Origin of the sequence: Pseudoalteromonas sp. SM9913 (genome assembly GCF_000184065.1) — a bacterium.
Classification (GTDB): Bacteria; Pseudomonadota; Gammaproteobacteria; order Enterobacterales; family Alteromonadaceae; genus Pseudoalteromonas; species Pseudoalteromonas tetraodonis.
The window spans coordinates 163,321-178,295 of sequence record NC_014800.1; the positions used below are offsets into that span (position 1 = coordinate 163,321).

General features: G+C 39.9%; 12 protein-coding genes and 1 pseudogene. 6 read left to right on the forward strand and 7 right to left on the reverse strand.

Annotated features, from left to right (window positions below):
- Positions 1 to 13 precede the first annotated feature (13 nt).
- From PSM_RS15980 to PSM_RS15995, 4 genes are all read left to right on the forward strand, one after another.
- Positions 14 to 1,339 carry a DUF4118 domain-containing protein gene (locus PSM_RS15980; RefSeq protein WP_041695982.1) on the forward strand — a complete coding sequence of 442 codons (1,326 nt, stop codon included), beginning with the start codon at positions 14 to 16 and terminating at the stop codon, positions 1,337 to 1,339.
- Complete coding sequence (locus PSM_RS15985; RefSeq protein ID WP_024602614.1) at positions 1,332 to 2,000, forward strand: response regulator; 669 nt, start codon at positions 1,332 to 1,334, stop codon at positions 1,998 to 2,000. The genes PSM_RS15980 and PSM_RS15985 overlap by 8 nt, the downstream gene beginning before the upstream one ends.
- A gap of 244 nt (positions 2,001 to 2,244) precedes the next feature.
- A complete protein-coding gene (locus tag PSM_RS15990) occupies positions 2,245 to 4,359 on the forward strand; it encodes an ATP-binding protein (RefSeq protein WP_236613547.1) in 2,115 nt (704 codons plus the stop codon).
- Positions 4,360 to 4,378: 19 nt separating this feature from the next.
- Positions 4,379 to 5,914, forward strand: a complete 1,536-nt coding sequence (locus tag PSM_RS15995; RefSeq protein ID WP_013462907.1) for an HD domain-containing phosphohydrolase — start codon at positions 4,379 to 4,381, stop codon at positions 5,912 to 5,914.
- A gap of 51 nt (positions 5,915 to 5,965) precedes the next feature.
- Here PSM_RS15995 and PSM_RS16000 read toward each other — a convergent pair whose 3' ends face one another.
- From PSM_RS16000 to PSM_RS16015, 4 genes and pseudogenes are all read right to left on the reverse strand, one after another.
- On the reverse strand, positions 5,966 to 6,583 hold the full coding sequence (locus tag PSM_RS16000; protein ID WP_013462908.1) for a glutathione S-transferase family protein: 618 nt from the start codon (positions 6,581 to 6,583) through the stop codon (positions 5,966 to 5,968).
- 48 nt (positions 6,584 to 6,631) lie between these two features.
- A complete protein-coding gene (locus PSM_RS16005) occupies positions 6,632 to 7,660 on the reverse strand; it encodes an NADP-dependent oxidoreductase (protein ID WP_013462909.1) in 1,029 nt (342 codons plus the stop codon).
- Between the two features lie 172 nt (positions 7,661 to 7,832).
- Positions 7,833 to 8,009, reverse strand: coding sequence for a GNAT family N-acetyltransferase (locus PSM_RS16010; protein ID WP_013462910.1), 177 nt, complete (start codon positions 8,007 to 8,009; stop codon positions 7,833 to 7,835).
- Positions 8,010 to 8,284: 275 nt separating this feature from the next.
- Positions 8,285 to 8,593: pseudogene (locus PSM_RS16015) on the reverse strand (GNAT family N-acetyltransferase); the annotation flags it as partial.
- Between the two features lie 153 nt (positions 8,594 to 8,746).
- On the opposite strand from PSM_RS16015, the gene PSM_RS16020 reads away from it, so the two are divergent.
- Entirely contained in the window at positions 8,747 to 9,952 is a 1,206-nt protein-coding gene (locus PSM_RS16020; RefSeq protein WP_013462912.1) for an anhydro-N-acetylmuramic acid kinase, read from the forward strand.
- Between the two features lie 36 nt (positions 9,953 to 9,988).
- Here PSM_RS16020 and PSM_RS16025 read toward each other — a convergent pair whose 3' ends face one another.
- Positions 9,989 to 10,474 carry a hypothetical protein gene (locus PSM_RS16025; RefSeq protein ID WP_013462913.1) on the reverse strand — a complete coding sequence of 162 codons (486 nt, stop codon included), beginning with the start codon at positions 10,472 to 10,474 and terminating at the stop codon, positions 9,989 to 9,991.
- Between the two features lie 429 nt (positions 10,475 to 10,903).
- Here PSM_RS16025 and PSM_RS16030 point away from each other — a divergent pair, with 429 nt between their 5' ends.
- Entirely contained in the window at positions 10,904 to 13,159 is a 2,256-nt protein-coding gene (locus tag PSM_RS16030; RefSeq protein ID WP_013462914.1) for a bifunctional diguanylate cyclase/phosphodiesterase, read from the forward strand.
- 1 nt (position 13,160) lies between these two features.
- On the opposite strand, the gene PSM_RS16035 is transcribed toward PSM_RS16030, so the two are convergent.
- Both PSM_RS16035 and PSM_RS16040 read right to left on the reverse strand, forming a co-directional pair.
- Complete coding sequence (locus PSM_RS16035) at positions 13,161 to 14,168, reverse strand: L-threonylcarbamoyladenylate synthase (protein ID WP_013462915.1); 1,008 nt, start codon at positions 14,166 to 14,168, stop codon at positions 13,161 to 13,163.
- An 8-nt stretch (positions 14,169 to 14,176) separates the two neighbouring features.
- Positions 14,177 to 14,974 (reverse strand): DUF6671 family protein, encoded by a 798-nt coding sequence (locus tag PSM_RS16040; protein ID WP_013462916.1) that lies wholly within the window; start codon positions 14,972 to 14,974, stop codon positions 14,177 to 14,179.
- Between the last annotated feature and the right edge of the window lies 1 nt (position 14,975).

Genomic DNA, 14,975 nt, shown 5'->3' on the forward strand with positions numbered 1-14,975 from the left:
AGAGGAATAATTAATGAATCAGGTCGAGGCCAAACCAAGGTGGTATAAAGCATTTTTTTTGGCGTTAATAATGCCATTAATTGTGGTTATGGCCATTTTCCCTGTACGTAACTGGTTTACTACTACCGATATTGTAATGCTTCAGTTATTGTGGGTGACTTGGGTTGCTGTACGTAGTAACCGTCGCCTTGCGATACTGACCACCTTAGTAAGTGTCGCATGTACAGATTGGTTTTTTGTTGCCCCTAATTTTACTTTTCATATTGAAAACATAGAATATTTAGTAACTTTTATTGTTATGCTAATTGTTGGTTTTGTGATCAGTCAATTGGCGGGGGAGCTCAGTACTAAAGTCAGAGATGTGCAATTACACGCAAGTAATAGCCGCACCTTGTATGAACTGGCCAAAGACCTAAATAGCCTAGATACGCTGGACGAACAAAAAAAGTACTTTGTACAGCGGATCGGTAAGCATTTAAATGCATCTTGCACATTTATGCCTGCAGCACCGCGAGGCAACAGTGAATTTATATTACTTAGTGAGGCTAACCCGAGCAGGGGCGGGTTTAATTTTACTAAACGGTTAACGCAAGGGCAAAAAGCTTTTGCTGATACCGCTATCTCGCTGCTTTATCAAGTACATGAAAAAACGTTATTACGCCAGCAGTCGGCTGCTATTTCGGTGCAAGCGGAATTAGAACGCGCTAAAAATGCACTTTTACGTAGTTTGTCACATGATTTACGCACACCATTGGCAACTATTATGGGCGCATCCAGCATGCTTGCAGATGATGAAATTACCCTCAGCGACAGCGTGATAAAAGAGCAAGCGAGTAATATTTATGAGCAAAGTAAAATACTTAATCAACACTTTGATAAAGTCATGGAGTTAAGCCGAGTTAATAAAATGGGTGAAAATCTATGTTGGCAAACAATAAACTTACAAGCATTACTCAGTGAAGCCAAAGCTCGCAGACAGCAGCAACTCACCCATTTTGTTATAGATACCAATATAGACGCTCAGTCAAAATGCATAGGGGATGTGACTTTATTAGAAATTGCGCTAGCTAATATGCTCGAAAATGCATGGCGTTATGGTGATGGGAAGGTGAGCGTTGAATTTACTCAAAGTAGCAATCAGCAAAAGGTATGTTATCAGTTACTTCTCACTAATAACGTGATCACTAAAGCGCAAACAAGTAGCGATGAAGGCGTTGGGCTGGGCAGTATTATTTGTGATGTGGTGGCTAAATTTCACCAAGGTACATTTACATTAACAATTAACAACGAGACACAGATGGCGTACGCAAAATTGATCTGGGAAAAAGACAATGACTAAAATCTTAATATTGGAAGACTCTCCCCCTTTACAAAGCTTTTTAAAAACCTTGTTGCAAGCCAGTGGTTACGAGCTAAGTATTTGTGATAAAGGCTTAGATGGTTTTGCACGTTTAAGTGAGCAAAGTTATGATCTTGTGTTATTAGACTTAGGCTTGTTAGATATGGACGGTCAAGACTGGCTGATTGAGTTTCGACAATGGAGTGCCTTACCTGTTTTGGTGCTGTCAGCGCGAGATGGCGAAGTTGAAAAGGTAACCGCGCTTGATAATGGAGCAAATGACTATATTACCAAACCGTTTAGCGCGAATGAGTTACTCGCCAGAATTCGGGTGTTATTGCGCACCCAAAGTCAGCCGAGTGTGGCGTTTACCTGTGGGAATATAAAAATAGATCCACAAAAGCACATAGTAACCACCTCGGGGAATGAGATAAAACTGACTAAAAAAGAGTACGCAATATTATTATTGCTGTTTCAAAATAAAGATAAAGTACTCACTCATAATGCAATTTTAAGCCATATTTGGGGAGCGCAGTACATAGACCGTCCTGAATATGTGCGGGTACATGTAGCGCAGCTCAGACAAAAACTAGAAGCTAACCCTGCTAGTCCAAAATACATATTAACTGAACCCGCTGTGGGTTATCGGTTGGTCGATTAAACAATAAGAACTTTACAGTCTGCTCTACAACTCAGCGAGTCTGATAAATTATATAAATAACGCTTTTGTTTCCAAGCGATACTCTATTTAACAACCTTGTCCGTTATATAGCGGGTATTTTAATACCCCGCTTTTGCATTAATTTCTACACAATTGATTTGCCTAGAAAGTTTTTATAGTCTAATTTTTAAGCTTAATACTTCAGATCCTCAGGATGTTGGCTTGCTTGTTTAAGCCTAAAATTATGCGACTACCACTCATACACTCTTTGCAAGGAAAGATGCTGCTGTATTTGGCATTGCCCGTCATGCTCATTATTGCCAGTATCTTGAGTTATTGGTATTCAACTAGCCTTAATCAGGCTGTTATACAAGCAAAACTAAATTTAAGCCAGACGGCAGATACGATTGCCGCGAAGGTAAATGAAGAAACGCAATTAGCGGTACGCACTACAGAGATTATGGCCTTAGCACAGCAAAATGGGTTGTTTGGTGATAGAGAGGCAAGTATTAATTTTGTTCGTGCAGTGCTTAAAATGACCCCTTCATTTGTGGGGGCTTCGTTTGGTTATGAGCCTAATGCCGATAATCAAGATCAAGCCTATATTAATGCTCCACCGTTAAAAGAGGGCGTTTATGTAGACCAAACTGGCCGTTTTTTACCTTATTGGCATCGTGATTTTAATGACTCTGAACGTTTGTTACTTGAGCCCTTGGTCGATATGGAATCAAGTCTTTATTATGAGGGAGTACGTCAACAGTTTTTACGTGATGGTAATACCGAGACGATGATCACTGAGCCCTATGTTTACGAGGGAAGAATGCTGGTTGAACAAAGTTCGCCAATTATTATTAATGGCGAATTTGTCGGTATGGCAAGTGTAGATAGAGCACTTGCTGATATAACGGAATTCTTACAAACCATAAAGCAGCAACTAAAAATTGATGTTTTGTTACTCAGCCAACGTGACAACGTGATTGCCACGACATTAAATCATTCAGGACTAAAAACGAAAGCCATTTTAGACACAGATTATGCAAGTATAGCCAAACAGCTAAAATCACAGGGGCAAGCAAGAGAAATATTATCTGCTAACGATCCTTTTGATTCTGGAATATTCTATTTTGATAAAGCCAAGGTTGCCACTGGGCATTGGACAGTGATAGTGCGTCGCTCTGAAACCGATATTATTGGGCCTATTCAAGCGCAATTTAGCCCATTATTGGCAGCGGCTTTTGCAAGTGTATTACTGGTGTTTTTACTCTTTTGGTATTTTATTAACCGAACAACCAAGCGTATTAATATTGCGATTAAATCTGTTGAACAGCTAGCTAATGGAGATTTATCTATTCATGTTCAAAAGTATATGACTCAAAAGGATGAGCTTGGCACCATGTTTAGAAGCTTTGAGCGTTTAATTAAAGCCAGTAAAGATATTGATCAGGTTTGCTCTGCGATTGCAGCTGGGGATTTTTCTCAAACAGTTTCTAAGCGCAGCCCTTATGACAGTTTAAGTGATTCTATTAATTTAATGTCGAGTAAACGCCATGAGGCAGAGCAGGCTCTACTTGAGCAAACCATAGAGCTTCGTCGCACTCAGCAGGAACTTGTTGAAGCAGAGAAAATGTCTTCACTTGGAAGTTTAGTCAGTGGTGTGGCACATGAGGTGAATACACCGTTAGGTGTTTGTGTGACAGCGACATCTCATTTGCGAGAAATGTTAATCGAAACTAAAAACAAAGTGGCTTCTGGCACCTTAAGTAAAACGCAGTTTAGTGAGTTTATTAGTGAAGTTGATTTAAGCTGTGACATTTTGCTAAAAAACATGCAACGTGCCGCTGATTTAATAAGCAGTTTTAAACGTGTAGCGGTTGATCAAACAACCGAAGAATTACGTAATTTGTATGTAAGTAGTTATTTTAATGAGGTGCTAAAAAGCCTCTATCATACCCTTAAAGCAACACCGGTTGATATTACCATTAGTGCAACGGAGCCTGAGCCAGAAGTGTATTCTGATCCCGGTGCCTTAGCGCAAATTTTCACTAATTTAGTAATGAATTCAATTATTCACGGTTTTCAAAATGGTAGCAAAAAAGGGCAGATAAGTGTTCATATTGAGTACTCAGACTCTGTCTGTATTCATTATCAAGACAGTGGTCAAGGCATGACAGATGAAGTTCAGAAAAAAGTGTTTGACCCGTTTTACACCACAAATAGAGCGGGTGGCGGCAGTGGCTTGGGGATGAATATTGTTTATAACCTCGTAGTTCACCGCCTGAAAGGGCAAATTGCAGTAAAGCAAAAAGAATCCACAGGCGTTTATTTTTTCATTCAATTTCCGGTAACGCCACCGAATTAATTAATAGCAGGGTGTGTTTATGGAGTGGTTACAAGATGATGTAGTGTCAGATAAAGCGGTTGCCAACAGCAATGCTAAGCCATGGAAAATCTTAATTGTTGATGACGATGACTCGGTGCATCAGGTAACTCAACTTGCAATGAAGCGCTTTGAATTTGAGCAACGCCCTGTTGAACTACACAGTGTTTACAGTGCATCTGAGGCGAAAGAGAAACTACAAAGCTCAGAACGTTACGCATTAATTTTACTAGATGTCGTAATGGAAACAGAACATGCAGGATTAGATCTTGCGCGATTTATTCGCCAAGACTTACAAAATGGTTATAGTCGAATTATTTTGCGAACAGGTCAGCCTGGGGTTGCGCCTGAGCGCAGTGTTATTCGCGATTATGATATTGATGGCTATAAAGCGAAGAGCCAACTGCAAAGCCAAGATCTTGAATTGATTTTTTATACCTCTTTACGAGCCTACCGCGATATTTGTATGCTACAAACTCACCGCTATAATTTAAAAAGACTAATAAAAGCTATCTCTACCATTACTCAAATTGGTGACTTGGTAGAGTTTACCTCTGTTGTCATGGAAGAGTTAAAACTTGTACTGAATATGAGCTCGGCCAATTTATATATTGATGCGCCTAAAGTATTTGGTATTTGTCAGTTAGATGAAAAGTTGCAAATGATTGAAGGGGAGGTCTCAGGTATACATCTGTTCACGGGAAGTGGTATTGATAGTATTCCGAAAAAGCATCAAGAGTACTTTTTAAGGGCGAAACAAACCAAGCAGAATTTTATTGCAGAAGATCATTATGTTTATTTTCATCATTCACAAAAAGGTCTAGATTCAATACTCGCATTTCAATCATTGCAACCGGTTAAAAAAGAAGCGCAACAGCTTGTTGACTTGTTTTTGGGCAATGTTGTTCTCACATTTGAAAGTTTATTATTAGCTAACTCAATTGAAGAAACCCAGCAGCTGGCTATTTCACTAATGGGAGGTGCCATGGAGTCGCGCTCCAAGGAAACGGGATCTCACGTAATTAGGGTTGGCTTATATGCAAAATTACTCGCGCAGCTGCATAATCAAAATCAAGCGTACTGCGATAAAATTAGTCTAGCTGCGCAGTTACATGATGTAGGAAAGGTAGGTGTACCAGATCTCATTTTAAACAAGCCGGCAAAATTAGATGCTGACGAGTGGGAAATTATGAAACAGCATACCACTAAGGGCTGGGAAATTCTCAAAGGGACAACTAATCCTGTTATTAATATGGCTGCAAACATTGCGATTGATCATCACGAGCGTTGGGATGGAGCCGGTTATCCGCACGCAAAAAAACAGCAAGAAATCAGTTTAGAGGGACGAATTACTGCGATTGCTGATGTGTTTGATGCGTTATGTTGTCGCCGTTGTTATAAAGAGCCTTGGAGTATGGATGACGCAAAAGCGGAAATAATTAAAGGTGCAGGTAATCATTTTGATCCAAACTTAGTTGCACTTTTTGAAGCACATTTTAATGATTTTAAACAAATCTACCTGGATAGGCCTGAGTAGAAAAGCGGGTATCGCTTTGACTGTGAAACCACAATCAAAGCGAAAGGTAAGTTAGTCGTACTTGGCTTCTAACTCGTTAGCGGTATGAAATTTTTCATGAGATTGTAATTGCTCATCGTATTTAACCAGGTTTTTAAAGTGCTCTAACTGGCCTGCATTTTTAACGATTTCAACAATAAACGACATCATAAAATCGGCACCGGTTAGGGTCTCGCCCACTAAATAATGCTTGCCTTCAAGACGACTGTTAAAATAGCTAATCACTTTAGCGGTTTCTGCATCAGCATAGCCCTCTAAAAACTGGGTTTTAGCACCATCTTTTTGCACAAACATTTTGAGTAAAAGCGGTAAAATTGCTGAGCTTTCTGCAAAATGTAGCCATTGCTGGTAGTCAACGTAATCAGGGGTGCCTGCTTTTGGGGCAAATTTACCTTTGCCATATTTAGTGATCAGGTAATCTGTGATAGCGCCAGACTCGGCAATCACTAAGCCATCATCTTCTATAACTGGCGATTTACCCAGCGGATGCACATTTTTAAGCTCATCAGGGGCTAAAAAAGTCTCAGTGTTACGTTGGTAAGCAACAATTTCGTAATCGACCTCAAGCTCTTCTAGTAACCAAATAATACGTTTAGAGCGAGATTTATTTAAATGGTGTAGTTTAATCATTTTCTTCCTTATTGAGCTGTGTTGAATTACAACACAGCCTGAATGTTATTATAGTGGGCTGTTAATCTTTACTACGGTTTTACCAAAGTTCTTCCCACTGATCATGTCGTTAAATGCACTGATGGTGTTTTCAATGCCTTCTACCAGATGTTCGCGGTATTGAATTTTTCCGTCTTGTAGCCATTTTTGCATGTCTTGTGCAAATTCGTCATAGCGGTGGCCATAATCATCAAAAATAATAAAGCCTTGCATTTTGATGCGCTTAGTTAGTAATTGTCCCATTAACATGCCCATTCGGTCTGGGCCCTCAGGCAAACTGGTCGCATTATATTGCGATACCAAACCACAGATAGGCACGCGCGCTGAGGTATTAAGCAAAGGTAATACGGCGTCAAACACTTTTCCGCCCACATTTTCATAATAAACATCAATGCCTTGGTCACATGCTTTTTCTAATTGTTCGGCAAAGTCATCGGCTTTGTGATCAATACAGGCATCAAAGCCTAGCTTTTCAACGGCATGAGCACATTTTTCGCTGCCACCGGCAACTCCAACCACTTTACAGCCTTTAATTTTAGCAATTTGGCCAACCGTTGCACCAACAGGTCCCGTTGCTGCTGCAACGACCACGGTTTCACCTGCTTTAGGGGCGCCAATATCGAGTAAACCCATGTAGGCGGTAAAGCCAGGCATACCCATAATACCCAATGCGTATGAAGGGTTTGTTGGTTCTTTACCTAATGACATTAAGCCTTCGCCATTTGAGATGGCGTAAGTTTGCCAACCTGTGTACGCTAATACCCATTCGCCTTCGCTAAATTTATCGTTTTTAGATGTTTCTACTTGGCACACCGTTGCACCAACCATTACATCACCAATTTCGACAGGGTCGGCATACGATTTAGCATCGCTCATACGGCCACGCATGTAGGGGTCTAATGATAAGTAAATTGTACGCAACAGTACTTCGCCCTCTTTTAACGATGGAAGCTCTTTGCTTTTAAATTCAAAGTTGTCATTGGTAGGGGCGCCATGTGGGCGCGAGGCTAAAGTAAATTGACGGCTAGTTGTAGACATAAAAATCTCCAAAATAAAGTGAAAAAACCACCTATTACCGAATGTTTAAGCTTTAAAACAATACACGGCTCAACAATAATGCGCGGATAGGCAGATAAAATTTGTACCTTGATACACGAGCTTTGGGCGAGAGGGGGTTAATTCAACCTTTGCAAACATTTAATTAGAATAATTACTCTGTTTTTAGCATGCTAAATATATGGCTATCAAAATAGTGACCATTTTTATAAATTGCTTGTTTTAAAATAGCCTCGGTATTAAAGCCACTTTTAAGCAGCGCCTTTATTGAGCCCGCATTACCAGCAAATACAGCCGCATAAATACGGTTTAAATTAGTACTTTTAAACACTTCTTTAGGGTCTGTTGACCTTTGCGGATTACAATTTGTTCAAACTAGGGGGGGTTTAATCGCGGCGCGAGGTTTGTAACCTAGTGGGCTAAGTCAAAACCGAGCAACAAAGAGTAAATAGCCCCTAGGCAGAACCCGAAGGGCAGCGCCTGTTTAGCATTAATACTGCGTTATCGCCTATTTATTTGGAATAACCACACCTCATAGGCTCTGCCTTGCCTAAATACCAAACAGACTGTTGCAAATTTAACCTTGAAAGGTCAACAGACCCTAATAATCAACCCAATGGCTTGGGTGATAATACCTTGCCCCCAATATTGCTGACTAAGCCAATAGCCAATTTCGCCACTGCGGCTATACTCAAATTCACCAGGAATAACACCAATACAACCAACACACAGGCCATCAACTTCGATGGCTTTAATGATGCCACATTTTGCTCCCTCGTTTATCCACCAATTCGCATCTGCCTGCGTATACGGAAATGGAATTTTAGAGGACAAATAGCGAGCTACTTGTTGATTGTTCAAAATGGTTACGATTTGAAAGGTATCGTGTTGCTTGAACTCACGTAAAATCATCATATGGTAAATAAGTTTATTATTATCAACCAATAACCTAGCAAGCTTTAGGCGTTTAAACAATGAAACTATCTTTTTAAAATTAAAGTGTATACAGCTATAACTTTGCTTTAAACTCTTTTAAAATATAATAAAAAGTACCTACACAGAGTCACTATGCACCCACACATTGCCGCCCTTTATAATAGCGCTAAAAAGCCTAGTCGTTTAATTATTGGCCTAATGAGTGGCACCTCTTTAGATGGTTTAGATGTGGCGCTATGTAAAATAACCGGAGCGGGTTTGCATACCCAAATAGAGGTATTAAAATTCACCACGGTTGAGTACAACGATGAGTATAAAACTAAAATAAAACAGGTGTTTGCTAAGCGCGAATGCGATTTAGAAGTGCTGACTTTGTTACATCCGTGGGTAGGTAAACTCCATGGTGCTATGGTTAATCAGTGTTTAGCACTGTGGCAAGTAAATCCAGCCGATATTGATGTAATAGCCAGTCACGGGCAAACTATTTATCACTGCCCGCAATCCCAACATAACCACCACGATTTTAAAAATGGCACGCTACAAATTGGCGACAGCGATCAAATAGCGGTTACTACAGGCATTACCACGATAGGTGACTTTAGGCAAAAGCATATTGCTGCTGGTGGTGAAGGCGCACCATTAGCTGTGTATGGAGATTATTTGTTTTTTGCCAGCCCAAATGAAAATCGTATTTTACTCAACATGGGGGGCATTGCTAATTTAACATTTTTACCTAAAAACGGCGATACTGGAGCGGTCTTTAGCTCTGACATTGGCCCTGGCAATACTATTATGGATGCTTATGTACAGCATTATTTTAAAGGGCTCCATTATGATGAGGGAGCTAAACTTGCCAAAGCTGGTAAAGTGAATACAAAGCTTCTTGCTGCGCTTACCGATAACGCGTTTTTTAAATTACCACTGCCTAAAACAACCGGACCTGAGGTGTTTAATTTAGCTTATTTACGGGCGGCACAAATGCATTCAACGACACAAAGACTAAACCACGAAGATGTTTTAGCGACTTTAAATGCCCTTTCTGCCACTACGATTGCCAAGGCGTTAAATGACTGTGCTCAACATACTCAAGACTGTGTAGTATATGCCAGTGGTGGAGGTATTCATAATCCATTATTAATGGAGCAATTACTGATGCACTGCCCAAACATTAAGGCGTTTAAAAACACCGAGAATTTAGGCGTAAATCCTGATGCCAAAGAGGCCGTGCTGTTTGCTATTTTGGCAAATGAATGTTTGGCAGGGCAACGTCAAGGCTTAAATAATAACAACCAAGGGATTTTAGATATCACTATGGGTAAAGTGAGCTTTGCTGATTGAGTAATAAAAAACCAGTGGAAAAGTGTGCGCCAATAACTAAAAAAGCGAAAGTAAAGCTGTTCCCATATTAGCGAAATACTGACGTACTCGATGCGGCCTAGGCGGCGCTATATAAGTTGCAGGTGCAGTATAACCACTACCAAATTGGTTAATATGCATATCAAACTGCAAACTATTTTTTAACGTGCCGTGCTTACCATGCAAAATCATTTGCATCACAAAATCATGACTATGTGCTATTTGACTCAAAGTTAGGTTGACTCGCCCTTGTTCTAGATCAGATAGGTTGAGTGTTTTTTCTGTGTAGTATTGAGCCGCTCGTGCATTTGGCTCAGTTGCGCTGAGTGAAATAATATCACTTTCATGAGCAGCCTCAGGTAAAACGCATTGCAGTGTGATTTGATGCTGACTGTTAGCATCCTGCGATAGCGTTTCAAATTCCATGCTGTGACTCATTGCCGCAGACATAGGATCTTCAAATGACGGAAGTGCAAAGGTAAGTTGCACTATAGATTCGCTCATGAGGGGCTTCAAATGCTATTTTTGATTAATAATGCAGCTATTATTACCGATCATTATTGCAAAATTATGACTAAACAAAACGACTTCATACATGAGCTGGTTTAAATTACATTTTACAACTAAAGCTATTGTTTTAAATCAATATTATATTTAATAAATAAACTACAATGGTCGCTTAATAATATCGTTTATTAAATGCAAGGACACAACGAGGCCTTAGCTTAGCAATAACAATAATGCTTTTATCGAGCTTGCTGGTTGTTAATTAATGTTGCCTTTATTGTTAATTAAAGGTGTTTATTTGTGTGTGTTTTCTTAATTTTGCAATAAAATAGCTTGAAAAAAAACCAAGCTAGCCATAAAGTGCTTTTAAGAGCCCAAATACATAACACACTACCAAACAGGTTGTGGCGGGGTTGTGAGAATTAGATGGCACTAATAAAAAATAATTTATGGAAACTCTTCTGTTTTTTGCTGTTGGGTGGCTTAATTTTATTAAGCGTGCTTTTGGTTTACGAGTGGAAAAACATCAAAAAAGATTACCGCACGAGCTCCCAAAATCGTGTGGAATTTTCTGCGCAAGCACTTAAAAGCACCCTTAGAAATAAAGAGCTGATGCTAGATTTAATTGGTAGAGATATTCTCTCTAATAATAATTTACATGAAAAAACGTCGACAATTAAACTTCTTGATAATATTTTGCTAGAAAATCCCGTGTTATTAGGCTTTGGACTGTTTAATCCGCAAGGCGAGATTATTTATTACAGCTCAAACTTAAACGCTTCAACCATGATCAACCTGAAAGAAAATAAAAATACACGCCAAAGCTTTGCGCAAACCCTCGTATCAGACAAAATGGTATTAGGACAGACTTACTTTAATGAATCTTTACAAGAGTGGGTCATCCCAATAAGAAAAGCATTACGCGATAAGAGCGGCACAGTAATCGCGGTTATGACGGCAGGTATGGCGGTGTCGAGAGGGACTAAGTACTTAAATATTTTGCAAAGTAATCGTGATGATTACATCATGCTAGCAAGAGAAATAGATGGCTTTATTCAATACAGCTCGGTTAGAGATGCAGATATAGCAAGTTATATAAAAACCCAGACTAAAGAGGCATTGGGGTTATCGGGTAATGCTTTGATAGAGCAAACAGGTAAAACAAAGCAAACACTTAAATCTTCCGAGGAAGTGTTTAGCATAGAAACGACGGTAAAAGGCAAACCGTATATCACCTCAGCAAAATTTGATAACCGTTATCAGTTGTGGACTCTGTCACAAATGGCGATGCAACCAATAAAAAATCTGTATTATTGGAAAGTTGGCTTGTATGTCCTAGTTTATGTGTTTATTTGTATGGTGCTATTTTTTGGTTTTAGGCTTATTGCACGTGCTGAAAAAAAGCGTATTGATGAGCTATTCCATCTTTCAAGACATGATGATTTGACCAAACTCCCAAATCGAAAAGCGTTACGTGATAGCTTTGAAGAGAAAAAAGAAACATCGTTTAGCTTAGCAATCATTAACATTACCAACTTGCGTTCTATGAATAATCGCTTTGGCATGGAGTTTGGCGATAAAGCGATAAAAACCTTTGCTGGCTTTTTAAAAACAACATTTTTATCACCCTATTTAGTATTTAGAAATAGTGGGAATGAATTTTGTATTATTGCACCTCACACTTTTGATGAGCAAAACAGACGTGCATTCGAGCATATTTTAGAGTCAGCAATCCAGCAATATGAAACCAACAATAGTGAACGATTACTTAATATAAGTGTGGGCATAGCCTGTTATCCAGAGCATGGTATAACAAAGAGTAAGCTCGTACGAAGTGCGCATTTAGCTAACCAGTGGGCAAAAGATACCGGCCAATGGCTGTGTCATTATCATGCTGATATTAAACAAGCTTACTTACGTCGTTTAAAAGTAGAAGAGCGGCTTAATATGGCGTTAAACGAGCAGTCATTGTCTATGGCGTATCAGTGCCAAGTAAATGAACAGGGTAAAATCCATGCTATGGAGGCGCTCATTCGTTGGCAAGATGGTGAGCTTGGTATGGTATCACCCGCTGAGTTTATTGCTATTGCAGAGCAAAGTGATTTAATTTTTAAAATTGGTGACTTTGTTTTAGCGCGATCTATTGGTGAGTTTGCAAAAATGCAGCAACACAGCGATACCCCTCTTGAATTGGCAATAAACATTTCAGTAATGCAATTTCAAAGTAGTGTATTTATTCCTACATTATTACACAGTTTAGAGACGCACAATGTTACTGCGCAAAGTATCATTTTAGAAATAACAGAATCCCTCTTTATGGATAATCTTGAACATGTGATTGATACGATTAAGAGCTTAAAGTCACGTGGAATACGCTTTTCAATGGATGATTTTGGCACAGGCTATTCATCACTGAGTCTTTTGAGACGCTTACCGATAGATGAACTGAAAATAGATAAGAGCTTTGTTGATGATATTTTGGTGGACTCTAAATCAAATAGTATGGTGCAAAGTATTATTGCCATTGCCAACAGCCATAACTTAAGTGTTATAGCTGAGGGCGTGGAAGAACAGGCACAGTTTGATATGTTAGTTGATATTGGCTGTAAACGTTTTCAGGGGTATTACTTTTATAAACCAGTGGCAGCAGCAACGGTTATTGAATACCTAACGGTTAATTAACTTATCCTGCAAATACTGTGGTGGCACGGCTAAGGCGGTCATTCACAGCCCCCCACTTACTGCTTACTGGCGGCTTTTCGATATAAATATTCATCGGTGTTGTCTCATCGATATGATGCAGCGTTTTATACATGTTTTTAGCATACTCAACAGGGCAAGCACTTAGCTTAGTAATGTACTGAGGCGAAATGTGATTAGCTAATAACTGTTGCTCTGCCTTGGTTGAATAGATTAAATAATGTGTTTGCAAATGGGGAGTGTTACTCAAAACACTTGGAAAATCTGCGCTATTAATAAGTATTGCAGGAGCATGTGGCTGATAATGCGCTTTTACATTGCCAGGCACTGCCTCATTATGTGAAAGCGGTGTAGTGACATTCAGTCCGGTTTTCTGCAAAATATCTGCAGCGGATATAGGTCCTGGGCGTAAAATGCGAAGCTGCTCAGTGGTGGCATCAACAATCGTTGATTCAATACCCACATCACATTGCCCGCCCTCTAATACTGCGCTAATTCGGCCATTTAAATCGCGCATAACATGGGCTGTGTTTATTGGGCTTAGTTGTTTGTAGCGATTAGCTGAGGGAGCTGCAAGTCCAGTATTTAATTGTTTTAAAACTGCTAAAAATTGCGGATGTGCTGGTACGCGTAAACCAATGCTATTCAAGCCACCTGTTACAGGGCTATTTAAATTATCTTTTGCATTTAAAATAAGTGTGAGCGGCCCTGGCCAAAAGGCTTCAGCAAGTGTAATCGCTGCCTTATTTACATTTTTTGCCCAGTGGTGCACATGTGATAGTTCAGGAATATGCACAATTAACGGGTGGTTTGTCGGGCGTCCTTTCGCGGCAAATATTTTTGCTACAGCATCACTATTGCTCGCATCGGCAGCAAGGCCGTACACAGTTTCTGTGGGTAAGGCAACGCATTCGCCCGCTTTTAATAGTGCCACGGCTTGGTTAATACGCTCTTCAGTATTCAATAATTGAGTGGGTTGTAATGATGTCATAATAACTCTTAAGGATTACAAAACTGGCAATATGTTGCATCAGCAACGCGTTTTTTATTCGTTTCAATGTGGCTAAAGCCGCAACTATCACACACTGAAGTAGTTGATTTCATTTGTTCTGTTGGCATATTGCATAGCTCACAGGGCAAGCCTTTTGTAACTTGTTTAGCAACAAAGTTAGGGTTTTGGCACTGTGGGCATGTTGATGATAGTCGCCTTGCAAGATCTTCTGCAGCTCGGCTAATAATTACTTGGCGTTGCGGGCTATACATGGCCCTCAGATCAGGCGTGATTGTACCTGTGCTTGGCGTTTTTTCTGTATACAAAGCAATAAGCGCTTCTATGCTAAGCCCTTTATGAAGCGTTTGGGTGTCGTCAAGTATCCAATGCTGGTTTTCATAGCGCTGACATGCAGTAGTGATTGATTCAGCACTGGTTTCACTGCTAATGCTTAAGCTGCTGGGCGAAAATGGCCCACCAGCGTATCCATAAATAGCATTGTTATTGTGTTTATCATAAAAACAAATAACTTCTTCGTCCCAGTTCATTAAACCCGGATACGGCCCACCCCCAAAACTGCCTTCACTGCCAAGCCCAAATTGCTCGCCTGTGAGTTCACATGCGCGCTGAGCTTTTGTCAGTGCCGCTGTATTGGCACTACAATGACGTTGTACTTCGTGACTAAACATCCCAAGTGTATCGGTATCAAATAAATCAGTAGTGAATACCTCAAAACCAAGTGGCTCCAAAGCGGGAGCTACTAAAGGCGCCTTTTTATGTTTAGTAGCAATGACTATCTTTGGCATA

What these genes read in the sequence shown, in the direction of transcription:
- PSM_RS15980 (WP_041695982.1), top strand. Translation starts at nt 14, where the DNA reads ATGAATCAGGTCGAGGCCAAACCAAGGTGGTATAAAGCATTTTTTTTG.
- PSM_RS15985 (WP_024602614.1), top strand. Translation starts at nt 1,332, where the DNA reads ATGACTAAAATCTTAATATTGGAAGACTCTCCCCCTTTACAAAGCTTT.
- PSM_RS15990 (WP_236613547.1), top strand. Translation starts at nt 2,245, where the DNA reads ATGCGACTACCACTCATACACTCTTTGCAAGGAAAGATGCTGCTGTAT.
- PSM_RS15995 (WP_013462907.1), top strand. Translation starts at nt 4,379, where the DNA reads ATGGAGTGGTTACAAGATGATGTAGTGTCAGATAAAGCGGTTGCCAAC.
- PSM_RS16000 (WP_013462908.1), bottom strand. Translation starts at nt 6,583, where the DNA reads ATGATTAAACTACACCATTTAAATAAATCTCGCTCTAAACGTATTATT.
- PSM_RS16005 (WP_013462909.1), bottom strand. Translation starts at nt 7,660, where the DNA reads ATGTCTACAACTAGCCGTCAATTTACTTTAGCCTCGCGCCCACATGGC.
- PSM_RS16020 (WP_013462912.1), top strand. Translation starts at nt 8,747, where the DNA reads ATGCACCCACACATTGCCGCCCTTTATAATAGCGCTAAAAAGCCTAGT.
- PSM_RS16025 (WP_013462913.1), bottom strand. Translation starts at nt 10,474, where the DNA reads ATGAGCGAATCTATAGTGCAACTTACCTTTGCACTTCCGTCATTTGAA.
- PSM_RS16030 (WP_013462914.1), top strand. Translation starts at nt 10,904, where the DNA reads ATGGCACTAATAAAAAATAATTTATGGAAACTCTTCTGTTTTTTGCTG.
- PSM_RS16035 (WP_013462915.1), bottom strand. Translation starts at nt 14,168, where the DNA reads ATGACATCATTACAACCCACTCAATTATTGAATACTGAAGAGCGTATT.
- PSM_RS16040 (WP_013462916.1), bottom strand. Translation starts at nt 14,974, where the DNA reads ATGCCAAAGATAGTCATTGCTACTAAACATAAAAAGGCGCCTTTAGTA.